This is a genomic window from Halorussus litoreus (genome assembly GCF_003382685.1).
GTDB classification, from domain to species: Archaea; Halobacteriota; Halobacteria; order Halobacteriales; family Haladaptataceae; genus Halorussus; species Halorussus litoreus.
Genome location: NZ_QLVG01000061.1, coordinates 1 through 15,106, shown reverse-complemented (window position 1 = coordinate 15,106; position 15,106 = coordinate 1). Strand labels below are relative to the sequence as shown.

18 protein-coding genes are annotated in these 15,106 nt (G+C 67.3%); 15 read left to right on the top strand and 3 right to left on the bottom strand.

Annotated elements, in window-relative coordinates; translation table 11 throughout:
- Nucleotide 1: 1 nt before the first annotated feature.
- The 9 genes from DPQ64_RS16240 (at nucleotide 2) to DPQ64_RS16200 (ending at nucleotide 5,092) form a co-directional block, all read left to right on the top strand.
- Nucleotides 2-394 (top strand): 30S ribosomal protein S8, encoded by a 393-nt coding sequence (locus tag DPQ64_RS16240; protein ID WP_115865357.1) that lies wholly within the window; start codon nucleotides 2-4, stop codon nucleotides 392-394.
- Between the two features lie 2 nt (nucleotides 395-396).
- Nucleotides 397-933, top strand: a complete 537-nt coding sequence (locus DPQ64_RS16235) for a 50S ribosomal protein L6 (RefSeq protein ID WP_115865356.1) — start codon at nucleotides 397-399, stop codon at nucleotides 931-933.
- A 3-nt stretch (nucleotides 934-936) separates the two neighbouring features.
- Nucleotides 937-1,674: a 50S ribosomal protein L32e gene (locus DPQ64_RS16230; protein ID WP_115865355.1), complete on the top strand. Its 738-nt coding sequence runs from the start codon at nucleotides 937-939 to the stop codon at nucleotides 1,672-1,674.
- A complete protein-coding gene (locus tag DPQ64_RS16225; protein WP_115865354.1) occupies nucleotides 1,674-2,114 on the top strand; it encodes a 50S ribosomal protein L19e in 441 nt (146 codons plus the stop codon). Before DPQ64_RS16230 ends, DPQ64_RS16225 begins: the two co-directional genes overlap by 1 nt.
- Nucleotides 2,115-2,116: 2 nt before the next feature.
- Nucleotides 2,117-2,668 (top strand): 50S ribosomal protein L18, encoded by a 552-nt coding sequence (locus tag DPQ64_RS16220; protein WP_115865353.1) that lies wholly within the window; start codon nucleotides 2,117-2,119, stop codon nucleotides 2,666-2,668.
- A gap of 3 nt (nucleotides 2,669-2,671) precedes the next feature.
- Nucleotides 2,672-3,316: a 30S ribosomal protein S5 gene (locus DPQ64_RS16215; protein WP_115865352.1), complete on the top strand. Its 645-nt coding sequence runs from the start codon at nucleotides 2,672-2,674 to the stop codon at nucleotides 3,314-3,316.
- The gene (rpmD, locus tag DPQ64_RS16210; protein ID WP_115865351.1) at nucleotides 3,316-3,780 is read left to right on the top strand and encodes a 50S ribosomal protein L30; all 465 of its coding nucleotides are present in this window, start codon (nucleotides 3,316-3,318) and stop codon (nucleotides 3,778-3,780) included. Before DPQ64_RS16215 ends, rpmD begins: the two co-directional genes overlap by 1 nt.
- 2 nt (nucleotides 3,781-3,782) lie before the next feature.
- A complete protein-coding gene (locus DPQ64_RS16205) occupies nucleotides 3,783-4,265 on the top strand; it encodes an uL15m family ribosomal protein (protein WP_115865350.1) in 483 nt (160 codons plus the stop codon).
- A 167-nt stretch (nucleotides 4,266-4,432) separates the two neighbouring features.
- Nucleotides 4,433-5,092 carry an HAD family hydrolase gene (locus DPQ64_RS16200; protein ID WP_115865349.1) on the top strand — a complete coding sequence of 220 codons (660 nt, stop codon included), beginning with the start codon at nucleotides 4,433-4,435 and terminating at the stop codon, nucleotides 5,090-5,092.
- 124 nt (nucleotides 5,093-5,216) lie between these two features.
- Here DPQ64_RS16200 and DPQ64_RS16195 read toward each other — a convergent pair whose 3' ends face one another.
- The gene (locus DPQ64_RS16195; protein WP_232820608.1) at nucleotides 5,217-6,023 is read right to left on the bottom strand and encodes a DUF6663 family protein; all 807 of its coding nucleotides are present in this window, start codon (nucleotides 6,021-6,023) and stop codon (nucleotides 5,217-5,219) included.
- A gap of 179 nt (nucleotides 6,024-6,202) precedes the next feature.
- On the opposite strand from DPQ64_RS16195, the gene secY reads away from it, so the two are divergent.
- From secY to DPQ64_RS16160, 6 genes are all read left to right on the top strand, one after another.
- Nucleotides 6,203-7,669, top strand: coding sequence for a preprotein translocase subunit SecY (gene secY, locus DPQ64_RS16190; protein ID WP_115865348.1), 1,467 nt, complete (start codon nucleotides 6,203-6,205; stop codon nucleotides 7,667-7,669).
- 493 nt (nucleotides 7,670-8,162) lie between these two features.
- Nucleotides 8,163-8,900, top strand: coding sequence for a CehA/McbA family metallohydrolase (locus DPQ64_RS16185; protein ID WP_115865347.1), 738 nt, complete (start codon nucleotides 8,163-8,165; stop codon nucleotides 8,898-8,900).
- Nucleotides 8,897-9,157 carry a hypothetical protein gene (locus DPQ64_RS19350; RefSeq protein WP_198662167.1) on the top strand — a complete coding sequence of 87 codons (261 nt, stop codon included), beginning with the start codon at nucleotides 8,897-8,899 and terminating at the stop codon, nucleotides 9,155-9,157. Before DPQ64_RS16185 ends, DPQ64_RS19350 begins: the two co-directional genes overlap by 4 nt.
- A gap of 312 nt (nucleotides 9,158-9,469) precedes the next feature.
- Nucleotides 9,470-10,507, top strand: a complete 1,038-nt coding sequence (locus DPQ64_RS16170; protein WP_115865346.1) for a DUF1611 domain-containing protein — start codon at nucleotides 9,470-9,472, stop codon at nucleotides 10,505-10,507.
- Nucleotides 10,504-11,544, top strand: coding sequence for a dipeptide epimerase (locus DPQ64_RS16165; RefSeq protein WP_115865345.1), 1,041 nt, complete (start codon nucleotides 10,504-10,506; stop codon nucleotides 11,542-11,544). Before DPQ64_RS16170 ends, DPQ64_RS16165 begins: the two co-directional genes overlap by 4 nt.
- A 90-nt stretch (nucleotides 11,545-11,634) precedes the next feature.
- Entirely contained in the window at nucleotides 11,635-12,450 is an 816-nt protein-coding gene (locus DPQ64_RS16160; protein WP_115865344.1) for a DUF502 domain-containing protein, read from the top strand.
- A 7-nt stretch (nucleotides 12,451-12,457) separates the two neighbouring features.
- On the opposite strand, the gene arcD is transcribed toward DPQ64_RS16160, so the two are convergent.
- Together arcD and DPQ64_RS16150 are read right to left on the bottom strand one after the other, a co-directional pair.
- Nucleotides 12,458-13,909: an arginine/ornithine antiporter ArcD gene (gene arcD / locus DPQ64_RS16155; RefSeq protein WP_115865343.1), complete on the bottom strand. Its 1,452-nt coding sequence runs from the start codon at nucleotides 13,907-13,909 to the stop codon at nucleotides 12,458-12,460.
- A gap of 171 nt (nucleotides 13,910-14,080) precedes the next feature.
- Nucleotides 14,081-15,106 (bottom strand): His/Gly/Thr/Pro-type tRNA ligase C-terminal domain-containing protein (locus DPQ64_RS16150; RefSeq protein ID WP_269814490.1); only part of this gene is annotated, 1,026 nt, incomplete at its 5' end.

Sequence of the window (15,106 nt, the reverse complement as noted above, 5' to 3'; positions counted from 1 at the left end):
CATGGCAGGAAACGATCCGCTGGCCAACGCGCTCTCGGGCGTCGACAACGCCGAGAGCGTCGGTCATCTCGACCACACGGTACAGCCCGCCTCGAACGAGATCGGCAGCGTACTTGAGGTCTTCTACGACCGCGGGTACATCGACGGCTTCGAGTTCGTCGACGACGGTAAAGCCGGGGAGTTCGAGGTCGAACTGAAGGGCGCGATAAACGAGTGCGGCGCGGTCAAACCCCGGTACTCGGCCGGGGCCGACGACTTCGAGAAGTGGGAGAAGCGATTCCTCCCGGCCCGCGACTACGGGGCCCTCGTCGTCACGACCAGCCGCGGCGTCATGAGCCACTACGAGGCCCGCGAGCGCGGCGTCGGTGGCCAGATAATCGCGTACGTCTACTAACGATGGCACGAACAGAACTGGAGATTCCGGACGACGCAACCGCAACGAAGGACCACCTCGACCTCACCGTCGAGGGGCCCGAAGGCACGGTCACGCGACGCCTCTGGTACCCCGACGTGTCGGTCGACGTGGACGACGGACGCGTGGTCATCGAGAGCGACGTCGACGACGCGAAGACGTCGGCGACCGTCGGCACCTTCGAGAGCCACGTTCGCAACATGTTACACGGCGTGACCGAGGGCTGGGAGTACACCATGGAGGTGTTCTACTCCCACTTCCCGATGCAGGTCCGCGCCGAGAACGACGAGGTCGTCATCGAGAACTTCCTCGGTGAGCGCGCGGAGCGACGCACCGACGTCCACGGCGACACGACGGTCGACGTCGACGACGAGACGGTGTACCTGCGCGGGCCGAGCATCGAGGACGTCGGCCAGACGGCCGCGGACATCGAGCAGCTCACCCGCGTCCAGGACAAGGACACCCGCGTGTTCCAGGACGGCGTCTACATCACCGAGAAACCGCAGACTGGAGGTGTCTAACGAATGGCAGACGAAGCAGACGAACCCGAGCAGGACGGGCCCGAGTCGCTGGACGACATCAGCGGCGTGGGCGCGAGCAAGGCGGAAGCGCTCCGTGAGGCCGGCTACGAGTCGGTCGCGGACGTGCAGGCCGCCAGCCAGGACGATCTCGCCGAGGTCGACGGCATCGGGAACGCCCTCGCGGCCCGCATCAAGGCCGACGTCGGCGGACTCGAAGTCGAGGAGGAGACCGAGGCCGAGATCGAAGAGGAAGAGTCCGAGGAAGCCGACGAGGCCGAAGCGGACGAGGAGGCGGTCGAGACCGAACTCCAGCCGCGCGGGCTGGTCGACAAGACCCCCGACCTCACCGAGCGCGAGGAGGAACTCCTCGCACAGCGCAAGCGCGTCGGCAAGCCGCAGTTCAACCGGCAGGACTACCACAAGAAGAAGCGCACGCCGACCTCGTGGCGTCGCCCGCGCGGCCTGCTGTCCAAGCAGCGCCGCGGCATCAAGGGCAAGGGCGACACGGTCCAAGCCGGCTTCCGGACGCCGAAAGCGGTGCGCGGCAAGCACCCCAGCGGCTTCGAGGAAGTGCGCGTCCACAACGTCGACGACCTCGACGGCGTGGACGGCGACCGCGAGGCGGTCCGCATCGCCTCGAAGGTCGGCGCGCGCAAGCGCGAACGCATCGAGGAACAGGCAGAAGCTGAGGGCATTCGCGTCCTCAACCCGACCTACGTCGAAGTGGAGGTCGAAGAGTAATGACTGATCTGAGCGCACAGAAGCGACTCGCATCGGACGTGCTCGACGTCGGCGAGAGCCGCGTCTGGTTCGACCCGGACGCCCAGAGCGACATCGCGGAGGCGATCACCCGCGAGGACATCCGCGAACTCGTCGACGAGGGCTCCGTCCGAGCCGAAGACGCGAAGGGCAACTCGCGCGGTCGCGCCCGCGAACGTGACGCGAAGCGGGCCTACGGTCACGGGACCGGTGCCGGCACCCGGAAGGGCAAGTCCGGCGGCCGCCAGCAGCAGAAAGAACAGTGGAAGGGAACGATCCGCGCGCAGCGAACGAAGCTCCGCGAACTCCGCGCCGAGGGCGAGATCACCACCTCGCAGTACCGCGACCTGTACGACAAGGCGAAAGGCGGGGAGTTCCGTAGCGTCCAGTACCTGCTGAACTACATCGAGAGCAACTACTAACAATGGCAACAGGACCACGATACACGGTGCCGATGCGGCGTCGGCGCGAGGTCCGGACCGACTACCATCAGAGGTTGCGCCTGCTGAAATCGGGCAAGCCCCGGCTGGTGGCTCGCAAGAGCAACCGGCACGTCAGGGCGCAGCTGGTCACGATGGGTCCGGACGGCGACGAGACGGCAGCGAGCGCGACCTCCGGCGACCTCGAGGAGTACGGCTGGGAAGCCCCCACGGGCAACCTCCCGAGCGCGTACCTCACGGGGTACCTCGTCGGCAAGCGAGCGCTCGACGCCGGCCTCGACGAGGCGGTGCTCGACATCGGCCTCAACTCGCCGACGCCCGGAAGCAAGGTGTTCGCAGTACAGGAAGGCGCAATCGACGCCGGGCTCGATATCCCCCACAACGACAGCGTGCTGGCCGACTGGTCGCGCAATCGCGGCGAGCACATCGCCGACTACGCCGACCAGCGCGACGAGCCGCTGTACAGCGGGGACTTCGACGCCACGGAACTACCCGAGCACTTCGACGAAGTGCTCGCAGAACTACAGGAGGACTAACACATGAGTGCACACAACGACGGCTGGGAACCCCAGACCCGTCTCGGCCGCAAAGTCGTCGAGGGCGAGATCGACACGATGGCGGACGCCCTCAACTCCGGCCTCCCGCTGAAGGAGCCGGAACTGGTCGACCAGCTGCTGCCGGGACTGGAGGACGAAGTGCTGGACATCAACATGGTCCAGCGCATGACCGACTCCGGTCGCCGGGTGAAGTTCCGGTGCGTGGTCGCCATCGGCAACCGCGACGGCTACGTCGGGTACGCCGAGGGCCGCGACGACCAGGTCGGCGGGGCCATCCAGAAGGCGATCGACATCGCGAAGCTGAACATCATCGAGGTCAACCGCGGCGCGGGGTCGTGGGAGGACCGGAGCGAGCGACCCCACTCGCTGGCCCGCCGGACGAAAGGCAAGGCCGGCAGCGTCGAGGTCGAGCTCATCCCCGCCCCGACCGGACTGGGACTGGCGGCGACCGACACCGTCCGAAAGATCCTCGAACTCGGCGGCGTCGAGAACGCGTGGACCAAGAGCCACGGCAACACACGGACCACGCTCAACCTCGCCAAGGGGACGTACAACGCGCTGGAGAACGCCGCGGAGTCGCGCCGGCCGCGAGGCCAGACCTCCGACTTCGAGGAGGTGGCCGAGTGATGAAGGCAGTCGTCCAGATTCGCGGCGAGGTCGACATGACCGGCGAGACGCAGGACACCCTGGAGATGCTGAACCTCCACCGGGTGAACCACGCCACGCTCGTCCCGGACACCGACACCTACCGCGGGATGATCACGAAGGTCAACGACTACACCGCGTACGGCGAGCCGAGCCGGGACGTGCTCGAGACGGTCGTCGAGCATCGCGCAGAACCTCTCGAAGGTGACGCCGACATCGACGACGAGTGGGTCGCGGAGAACACCGAGTACGACGACGTGAGCGACCTCACGGGCGCGCTACTGAACGAGCAGACCACCCTGCGCGAGCAGGGCCTCTCGCCGGTGCTCCGGCTCCACCCGCCCCGAGGGGGCCACGACGGCATCAAGCACCCCACCAAGGAGGGCGGTCAGCTCGGCAAGCACGACACCGAGCAAATCGACGCGCTACTCGAGGCGATGCGATAACCATGACGGATAAGAAACGACGACAGCGCGGCTCCCGCACGCACGGCGGCGGCACGCACAAGAACCGGCGCGGTGCCGGTCACCGGGGCGGCCGCGGACGCGCGGGCCGCGACAAACACGAGTTCCACAACTACGAACCGCTCGGCAAGCACGGCTTCGACCGGCCGGACAAGGTCAAAGACGACGTGCGGACCGTCACGGTCCAGAAGCTCGACGAGGACGCCGCGCTGCTGGTCGCCGACGGGGTCGCCGAGGAGACGGAGTTCGGCTACCGCGTCGACGTCCGCGACGTCGTCGAGGACGGCTGGGAGGTCGACGCCGTGAAGGTGCTCGGCGACGGTCAGGTCCGCAGCCAGCTCGAAGTCACCGCCGACGCGTTCTCGGCGAGTGCGGTCGAACTCATCGAGGAGGAGGGCGGCGACGCCGTCCTCAGCGAGCGAGGGGAGGAGGCCGACGACGAGGCCGACTCGGACGACGAGGAGTAATCGCGAGTTTCGATTTCGCTGGGAGTTTTCGTTTTTCCGCGTTTTCGCTCGATAGCTCCGCATCTACGGATACGGCGACGCCATCCAAGGGCCACTGTCGCCGGATTGGGTCACTCCGAGCGACCGGTGGCTGTAACACTTTTAAGCCCGGGGCTCATTGACGACGTATGACCTACGATACCGTCGTCTTCGACAACGACGGTGTCCTCGTCGGTCGCACGCACTTCGAAGTCCTCCGGGACGCGACCCGGGAGACGTTCACGGAGTTCGACGTGACCGACCCGGACCCCGACCACGTCGAGGACATGACGATCGGAGCGACCCCCGATAGCGTCGAGGCCGTCTGTGGCACGTACGGCCTCGAACCGGAGACGTTCTGGCGCACGCGCGACAGCAACCTCTCGCAGGCCCAGCAGATCGAGGCCCGCGAGGGACGCAAGACGCCGTACGACGACATCGACACGCTGGGCGACCTCGACGCCTCGATGGGCATCGTGAGTTCGAACCAGCACGAGACGGTCGACTTCCTCGTCGACCACTTCGACGTCTCGCACCTGTTTGACACGTACTACGGCCGCGAGGCGACGGTGCAGAGCCTCGACCGCCGCAAGCCCAACTCCCACTACATCGACCGGGCGCTGGCCGACCTCGACGCCGACTCGGCGCTGTTCGTCGGCGACAACGAGTCGGACGTGCGGGCGGCCCACAACGCCGGCATCGACTCGGCGTTCATCCGGCGGCCTCACCGGCGCGACTGGGACCTCAACGTGTGGCCCACGTGGGAGATCGAGGGGCTCGACGACCTCCACGACATCTGTAGCGCCTAAGCCGAGAACATCCCCGAGAAGACAATTTCCGGCACGCAACTCGGACAGGCGTGAGGGCTTTCGGTCCACCAGGAAGCTGTTGCGTCGCAGAGCGCAAGCTACCCTCGTAGTGCCAACTGTTGCGCTATGCCAGCGGCTCCGGCGGCCGCGGCAGGTCGTACGTCTCCCGGAGCGCGTCGGCGAACTGACCGCCCTTCCGGAGCGCGATGGTGACGACGACGAACTCCTCCTCGGGCGGTCGGAGCACGAACACCTCGCGGGGAGCGGGGCCGTCGCTGTCGTTCACCCTGTCGACCAGCGGTTCGAGCGGCCGCGTGCCGTCGCGGAACTCCTCGAAGGTGGCGTTCGGCCCGCTCTCGGCGAACACGTACACCGCACCGTTGACCTCGCTGTCGGTGTTTCGCGTCACGCGGCTGTTCATCGGTTCGTCAGCGGCGAGGGCGTCCGTCCACGTCTCGCGCGCGGCCTCGAAGATGGGCTCGGCCTCGTCGGCGAACGCGTACAGCGTGGGGCGCCGCACCGCCACCGAATGGACTGTCGGCTCGGCCGACGACCAGTCTAGTTCCGCGTCGATCAGATAGCCGGGGCGAAGCTCCCCGACCGGTGCCTCGTGTCCCTCGGCTGCGGTGACGACCGGCTCGAAGCTCCGGAGATCGAGCAGTCGGAGCTGCCCGCGCTTCGGAATCCCGAGCACTCGATAGCCCGGGTCGTCGTCCGGCGTTCGGTCGTCCGCTGTGCGCTGGTCGTCGTCTTCTGCGGGCTGGTCGCCGTCTGCCGTGGAACTTCCGTCGTCCGTTGTCGGGCGACCACCGGCGTCCGCGGGGTCGTCCTCGTCCGTCGTCGTCCGGTCGTCGCCGGTGGGCCAGCCGTCCGTCGAACCCCCACCGCCGTCAGCAGGCCAGCCGTCCTCCACGGGCCGGTCGTCGGTCATAGACGGTGGTAGGGCCGGCGGGCGGGAAAAGGGCTCGCATCGTCCCTCTCGATCAGTGGCTCGCGCTCCGGTATCGACCGGTCGCGTCCGTTTCGAGGGGGAATTCGACCCCGGTACCGGAGTACAACTGTGGCCCAAAGCGAAGCACATACAAGCCCCCGTCTGATGTATTCCGATACATGAGTTGGAAAGAGACGGCGGAACCGGTACTCACCCGCATGCCCTCCGTGCGGCGGCCCGAGGGCCACGTCCCCTTCAAGCGAAAGCTGGGGTGGACGGCGGGCATCCTGGTTCTGTATTTCTTCCTCACGAACATCTACCTGTACGGCGTCGACGTCGGCAGTGACGACGCGTTCGGTCAGTTCCGCTCGATCCTGGCTGGCGGCCAGGGGACCATCCTCCAGCTCGGAATCGGTCCGATCGTCACCGCGAGCATCGTGCTCCAGTTGCTCGGCGGTGCGGACCTGCTCGGTCTCGACACCGACGACCCCCGCGACCAGATCCTGTATCAGGGCCTCCAGAAGCTGCTGGTGGGCGTGATGATCTGTCTGACCGGCCTGCCGATGGTGTTCGCCGGTGGGTTCCTCGCGGTCGACTCGCAGGTCGTCAACAGCCTGGGAATCGGAACGGCGGGGGTCCAGTGGCTCATCTTCGCCCAGATCGCGGTCGGCGGAATCCTCGTCCTGTTCATGGACGAGATCGTGAGCAAGTGGGGCGTCGGGAGCGGTATCGGGCTGTTCATCATCGCGGGCGTGAGCCAGAAGCTCATCGGCGGCCTGTTCGCGTGGCCCTCCCTCCAGGGCCCGACCGGCCTGCTCCCGACGTGGTTCGCGCTGATCACCGGGAGCGCGGAGAACGCGCCCTCGCTGCTGTCGGGCGGCGGCCTCCAGTATCTCGTGCTCGGCGAGGGGAACATCCTCGCGCTCGTCACGACAGTGCTGATCTTCGCCGTCGTCGTGTACGCCGAGAGCGTCCGCGTCGAGATTCCGCTGAGCCACGCCCGCGTGAAGGGCGCTCGCGGCCGGTTCCCCGTGAAGCTCATCTACGCCAGCGTGCTGCCGATGATCCTCGTCCGGGCGCTCCAGCAGAACATCCAGTTCCTCGGCCAGATCCTCTACAGCCAGCTCGGCACCGGCATGCCGGCGTGGCTCGGGTCCTACGACGGAGCGAGGGTCACCGGCGGGCTGTTCTACTACATGGCACCCATCCAGTCGCCCGAGCAGTGGATGTGGTGGCTCGGGGCCACCGGGCAGGAGCCGTGGCAGATCATGATCCGCGTGGCGGTCGACCTGACGTTCATGGTCATCGGCGGCGCGATATTCGCCATCTTCTGGGTCGAGACGACCGACATGGGCCCGGAGGCGACCGCCAAGCAGATCCAGAACTCCGGGATGCAGATCCCCGGCTTCCGTCAGAACACCGGCGTCATCGAGAAGGTGATGGAGCGGTACATCCCGCAGGTCACCGTCATCGGCGGCGCGCTGGTCGGCCTGCTGGCCGTGATGGCCAACATGCTCGGCACCATCGGGGGCGTCACCGGGACCGGCCTGCTGCTGACGGTCTCCATCACGTACAAGATCTACGAGGAGATCGCCGAAGAGCAGCTGATGGAGATGCACCCGATGATGCGCGACATGTTCGGATAGCTTCGCCGAGTATTCCAGTTCTCGTTTTCTATCATTCGCCGGCCAGCCCCAGCAACGTCTCGTCGCGGCGGCTGTTCGCGCTCCGCAACTTCGTGCTCGGCCACGCGCGCTGACAGCCCGACGCCACCGGGATTCCTTCGCTGAAAGCCGCGTTTACTTAAAGGCACCTCCGTAACGTCGCCACTATGCGCCGTCGGCGGACACCGACGGCGGCCTTCCGAACACGGTCGAGATTCGGAGCGCCGACGACGATGTGAACTACAGCTTCACGTTCAGCGAGGACGTAGCGCTGGTCGAGAACACCGCCGAGGGGAACGACACGGTCACCGATTCGACCGTAACCGCGCCGAGGGCTTTCCGGGACACGTTTGCAGTCTATTCGTCGTCTAGCACGCCGAGGGCTTTCGGGGACATCCCGCTAGGTTCAGCTACGTCTCTATTCACGTTCGACCGAGGCCCCAACGAATATGCCGCTTCCGGCGCTGTGTACTGTATGTTCGCGGTCGATCTCCACGCGCACACTCGATTCTTCCACGGCCATCCGAATCTCGGTCGGGCGTTCGACCCGCTCGGCGCGCGGATGCTGGCCGGGATGGCACGGTATCGGGGCCTCGACGCCGTGGTCACGACCAACCACGACTACTACCGGGACTTCGATCTCAGTAACGACTCGTTCGCTCTCCTGCCGGGCATCGAGGTGACGACCACCCGCGGGCACGCGCTCGTGGTCGGTCCCGACCCGCCGAGCGAGACGGTGCCGGGCGAACTCACGCCCGCCGAGACGGTCGAACTCGCTCACGAAAGGGGCTGCGCGGCGATCATCGCGCATCCGTATCGCAACAGCACCGTCCGGGAGGCCGACGCCGACTTCGACGCGGTCGAGGTCAACGGCAAAGGCACCGACCCGACGCGGTGGGTCGAACAGCTCGCGAGGAATCGGAACCTCCCCCTCGTCGGCGGGAGCGACGCCCACTATCCGGTCGAGGTCGGCCGCGCGTACACCGAGGTCGAGGCCGACGAACTCACGCCCGAGAGCGTGGTCGAGGCAATCCGGGACGGTCGGGTCGCTCCCTCCGTGGACCGAAGCCCGGGCCAGCGCCTGCTCCGCCGGGCGTACAAGCAGATCCACAGCCAGAAGGGCTGGCTGAGTCGCCCCGACTTGGAGCCGCCGGGGCTGGGGACCCCGCCCGGCGAGGAGGAGAGCGTTCCGCCGCGGCGCGAGACCGAGTGAGCGAGCGAAATGTCGAGGTGGTTGCTGGTGCAGATGCGGGTGCCGTCGCGGTTGCCGTCGCTGTCGCGGGTGCGGTTCTCATATGCTCAAGAATAGTAGCGGTTGCTGTAGCGGAGGCGGCTGCAGGTGCGGTTGTTGGAGCGAAAGCGGCTGCGGTCGCGGTTGCTGTAGCGAAGGCGGTTGCGGTCGGGGTTCTCCTTTGCTCAACGATAGAAGCGGTCGCTGTCACGAATGGTGTATTTTCGCCGGTGCAGTGAACCACGATCGCGTTCGGCTCCGGCACTGTAACAGCAACAACCGTGGCCGCCAGTATCGTTGAGCCTATGCGAACCGCATCCGTAACCGCGACCGCACCCGCTACCGCAACTGCGACGGCTACTACTGCTTGAACCTCGGGGACCGCGACCGCACCCGCTACCGCCACTGCGACCGCATCCGCTACCGCCACTGCGACCGCACCCGTCACCGCGACCGCCACCACACCACCAACCGCAACTCCGAGTCGGGACGACACCGGAATCGTTACCGCCACACCGACCTTTAAGCCCCGGTCCGACCACCCTCTACGCATGAGAGTTGCCGTACTCGCCCACGGAAAGTTCCCCGATCGCGCGAAGACCGCAGTCGGCCTGCTCCGCCACTCCGACTACGAGATCGAGGCCGTGCTCGACCGCGAGAACGCGGGCAAGCAGGTGTCCGAGTTCTTGCCGGACGTTCAGGACGCGCCCATCGTCGCCGAGATGGCCGACGCGCCGGAGGTCGACGCGCTGATCATCGGCATCGCACCCATCGGGGGCGGGTTCGACGAATCGTGGCGTTCGGACGTGCGGAACGCGCTGGACCGGGGCTGTGACCTCGTCTCTGGCCTGCACTACTTTCTGGCCGACGACGAGGAGTTCGCCGACCTCGCGGCCGAGAACGACTGCGACATCTGGGACGTGCGCAAGCCCCACGACGACCTCGGGGTCGCGCAGGGAATCTCCGGCGAGGTCGACGCCGAGGTGGTGCTGACGGTCGGCACCGACTGCTCGGTCGGGAAGATGACGGCCACGGTCGAACTCCTCGAAGCCGCCGAGGAGCGCGGCGCTGACGTGGGGTTCATTCCCACTGGCCAGACCGGCATCATGATCGAGGGCTGGGGCAACCCCGTCGACCGCGTGGTGAGCGACTTCACCGCGGGTTCGGTCGAGGAGATGGTCGTCGAGCGTGGCGACGACTACGACTACCTGTTCGTGGAGGGCCAGGGGAGCATCGTCCACCCCGCCTACTCGGCGGTGACCTGCGGCATCCTCCACGGCTCGATGGCCGACAAGCTCGTGCTCTGCCACGAGGCCGGTCGGGAGGTCGTCCACGGCTACGAGGACTTCGACCTGCCGCCGGTCCCCGAGTACGTCGACCTCTACGAGGACCTCGCGCGGCCGGTCCACGAGACCGAGGTCGTGGCGGGCGCGCTCAACACCAAGAACGTGGCCGACGACGCCGCGGCCCGCGAGGCAATCGCGGAGTTCGGCGAGGCCATCGACGCGCCGGCGACCGATCCGGTCCGATTCGACGGTGAGGAGGACGGCGAGAGCGGCTACGACGACGTGCTGGAGGCGATCCTATGAGCCTGACTACCGAGTTCGAACGCGTCTCGCTCCCGCTCGAATACCCGTTCACCATCTCGCGGGGGACCGAGGACACTGCCGAGAACGTGGTCGTTCGAATCGCCGACGGCGAGGGCACCGAAGGAATCGGCGCGGCCGCACCGTCCAGCCACTACGGCGAGACCGCCGCCACCGTCGAAGCCGTCCTGCCCGACCTGCTCGCAGTCGTCGAGGAGGTCGGCGACCCCCACCAGCTCGACCGCATCGAGCGCCGGCTGCGCGAGACGGTCGAGCGCAACCCCGCAGCCAGATGCGCGGTCTCCATCGCGCTCCACGATCTGGTCTGCAAGCGCCTCGACGTTCCCCTGTATCGCTACTGGGGGCTCGACCCCGACGAGGCGGTCCCGACTACCTACACCATCGGCATCGACTCCGCGGAGACGATGCGCGAGAAGACCGAGACCGCGGTCGAGCGCGGCCACGCGAAACTGAAGGTGAAGGTCGGCACCGACCGCGACGAGGAGATCGTCTCGACGGTCCGGGACGCCGCGCCCGACGCCACCATCCGGGTCGACGCCAACGAGGCGTGGTCACCCCGCGAGGCGGTCCGGAAGATCGACGCGCTCGCGGCGTACGACCTCGAATTCGTCGAACAGCCCGTCCCGGCCGGGAACCCCGAAGGACTGAAATTCGTCCGTGAGCGTTCCGCCCTGCCCATCGCGGCCGACGAGTCCTGCATCACGCTCTCGGATATTCCACAGATCGCGGACAAGGCCGACATCGCCAACCTGAAGCTCATGAAGTGTGGCGGCCTGCGCGAGGCCGAGCGGATGATCCACGCTGCGCGCGCTCACGGGCTGGAGGTCATGCTCGGCTGCATGGTCGAGTCGAACGCCGCCATCGCGGCCGCCGCCCACCTCGCACCCCTGCTCGACTACGCCGACCTCGACGGCTCGCTGCTGCTCGACGACGACCCGTACGAGGGGGTTCCGATGGCCGGTGGAACCATCGACCTCGCGGGGCTTGACCGGCCGGGGACCGGCGTGCGACCGACGTAACGGTTCTCGATAGCGCAGGCCGGTACAGAGACCCTTACTGCCGACGCCGCCACAACCCCTTTTGTCGACAACTGAGTTGTAGTAGTACGGATGGGGAACGGGGATACGCCGACTGAAACCGGTAGTGGGACTGATACGGCCACCAGGGGAACGGATACGGCGGTGACCGACCGGCTGCTCCGCGTGGTGGTCACCGGACTCGCCATCGTCGTGCCGTTCGTCGTCACGGTCTGGGTGCTGGCGACCATCATCGAGTTCGTTGCCGGCGCGTTCACGCCGCTGGTCGCGTTACTTGAGTGGTCCGGAATCGTCGACTTCCTCCGGTCGCTGTGGATTGCGCAGTTCTTCGCCAGCTTCGGCATCTACAGCGCGGTGTTCGACTACGTCCCGGAACTGGTCGCCGTCGCCGTCCTCGTGGCCTGCATCGTCGGCATCGGCAGCCTCGCGCACGTCCGGTACGGCAACCGGGTCGTTTCCGCGCTCGACGCCGCAATTGCCGACGTTCCCGGGGTCGGCACCGTCTACCGGAGCGTCCGCCGGGTGGAGGACGTAATGATCGAGAGCGACGCCGAGGACTTCGAGGACGTGAAGGTCGTGGAGTACCCCCGAGACGGGTCGTACATCCTCGGCTTCGAGACGGCTCGGTCCCCGCCGGCCATCGGCGAGGCGGTCGGCGAGGACGACCTGGTGGCGATGTTCCTCCCGTTCGCGCCCAACCCGGTGATGGGCGGCTACCTCGCGCACATCCCGGCAGACAGGGTGTACGACGTGGACATGACCGTCGAGGAGGGCATCCGGACCATCATCACCAGCGGCATCGCCGCCGGGGAGGACGACGACTCCTCGGCGGTCGGGGACCTCCCGGGCGTCGAGTCCGACCCCGACAGTCCTGCGAAGGCGGACTGACCCGGAATCAGTCGTCGGCCGACGGCGCTGGTGCCGACCCGCTGGCGTCTTGCTCGGTGATGCCCCACCCGGTCAGTCCCATGGCGAACAGGACGAGCGGCGAGAGGAACGCGAAGAAGTAGTACGGGACGTACTCCAGGGTCGCCACGCCGAACACGCTCGCCATGTACACCCCGCCGGCGTGCCACGGAATGAGTGCTCCCGTGGGCGTGCCCGCGGCCTCGACCGCGCGCGAGAGGTTCGAACTGTCGAGGCCGTACTCGTCGTAGAGGTTCCGGAGCGTCATGCCCGGGATCACGATAGCCATGTACTGCTGGGCGCTGAACAGGTTCACGAGGATGGCCGAAGCGCCGGTGCTCACGACCAGCCCGGACGAACTCCGGACGCCGCGCGCGAGGTGGTGGGCCAGCACCGCGAGCACGCCAGTCCCTTCGAGCAGGCCGCCGAGCGAGAGCGCGGCGACCACGACCGAGACGGTCCACGCCGAGCCCGCGAGCCCGTCGCTCTCCAGCAGGACGTTCACCAGTTTGGTACCGGTCTCGGGTTGGGTTCCCTCGAGGAACACGTCCCACCCGGCGGTGAATGGCACGCCCTGTACCGCGACGGTGGTCAGCACGCCCGCAAAAACACCCGCCACGAGCGCCGGGAGCGCGGGGTAGCCGTACAGCGCGAGCCCGAAGGTGACAACCAGCGGGAGGAAGACGAGCGCCGAGAGGTTGTAGGTCCCTGCGAGCGCGCCCTGGATCTCGGCGACCTGCTCTGCGGGGATGGTTCCGCCCGCGCGGAGGCCGAGCGCGGCGTAGAGCACGAGCGCCACGCCGAAGGCGAGGGCGGTGCCGGCTCGCATCGCTCGGATGTGGTCGAACAGGTCGGTGTTCGTCACCGCGGCGGCGAGATTGGTCGTGTCCGAGAGCGGCGACTGCTTGTCACCCGCGTACGCGCCCGACAGGATGGCACCCGCGGTCATCGGCGCGGGGATGCCGAGCCCCGAGCCGATGCCGACGAACGCCACCCCGAGCGTCCCCGCGGTGGTCCACGACGACCCGATGGCGAAGGCGACGACCGCGGCGAGCACCGCCGTCACCGGGAGGAACACCTCGGGCGTGAGCACCGAGAGGCCGTAGTACATCAGCCCCGGGATGGTCCCCGCGCTGACCCACGTGGCGATGAGCGCGTAGATTGTGAACAGGATGAGGATGGCCTGTAGACCCATCAGCAGGCCGTCGGCGATGCTGTCGAACAGGTCGTCCCACGACAGTCCCATCCAGTAGTAGCCGACGAGTCCCGTCAGCGCGACGCTCCAGAGCAGCGGGGCGTGGGGCGCGAGGCCGAGATAGCCCGACCCTACCCCGAGGAAGAGGACGACACCGAGCACGGGCACGAGCGCCTGTACGAGCGTGGGCCGTCGTTCGGGCGACAGTTCCCCGTATGTGAGCGGTTCGAAGTCCAGCGAAGGCATACACCCCGAATAATGCACGAGAGTATTAAAATAGAGCGATTTTATTCTTATAAGGAATATTCAAATTGGTGTCTGGTATCGCTAGACACGGCTGTCGGCGGTCGATAGCATCAAGAACGGGGGAATAGGCAAGTTCGGCCGACGGAGGAATCTCGACTGATTGGACAGAATCTACCGGTCGGTGAAATCCGGCTGCTCGCTCATGCGACGTGGTAGATACTGCGGCTTCTGCGGTCGGTCACCCACCTCGTCGCGGACGGTCGCCTCCAACTCGGAGAGACTCACCTCTCGTTCGGTGGGCACGGTGCGGTCGGTGACCGTCAGGATGTCGCCATCACCGTCTCCGCCCGCCACCTCGCGGTCGCCGACCACCGCGAGGTAGGCCACTCCGTCGCGCTCCGCGCGGGCGACGCGCTCGCCCACGGTCGCGTCGCGGTCGTCCACGTCCGCGCGGAGCCTCGCCGATTCGAGGTCTGCCGCGAGTTCGTCGCAGTAGTCGAGGTGCCGTTCGCCGACCGGGACGAACCGGATCTGCGTCGGGGCGAGCCACGTCGGAAACGGGGCGTCGCTCGCGCTGCGCTGGGCCAACAGGGCCGCCAGCGCGCGCTCGACGCTGGGCACCGGCGAACAGCTGACCAGACGATGATTCTTGCCCGGGTCGCTTTCTCCGCTCTCTGCGTCAAGCAGGCCAGCGCTTTCCGCGTCGAGCCGAACCGTCGCGATCTCCGCGGAACGACTTCCTCCGTCCGCGTCTGCCAGTGCGAACGCCACCTCGACCGAGGCCGTGCTGGCGGGCGGTCCGGCCGACCGACCGGACCGCCCGCCAGCACGGTCGGACTCGCCACTGACTTCGGGCCGGCGGTCGAGCAGTGCGGGTTCGCCGAGGGCCGCGACCAGCGACGCGACCCACGCCTCGTTGGCGTCGTAGAACCCGCGAGTCGTCCGGAGTACCGGCGTATAAGCCAGTCCGAGGTCCTCGCCGACCTGCCGACAGAGCGCGATCCCCCGACGGAACTCGTCTCTCGCCTTGTCGAGATTCCCCGCCGCGGCGAGGAGTTCCGGCGGGTCGTCCCTGTAGAGCCGAATCGGTCGGTCGGACTCCGGAAGTGACAGGTCGCGCAGAACGGCGGCCGTGAAGTCGGACTCCGTCGCGGACCCGGGTGCGGTCCGGCGGTCGGGTGCGGTCCGGCGGTGGGG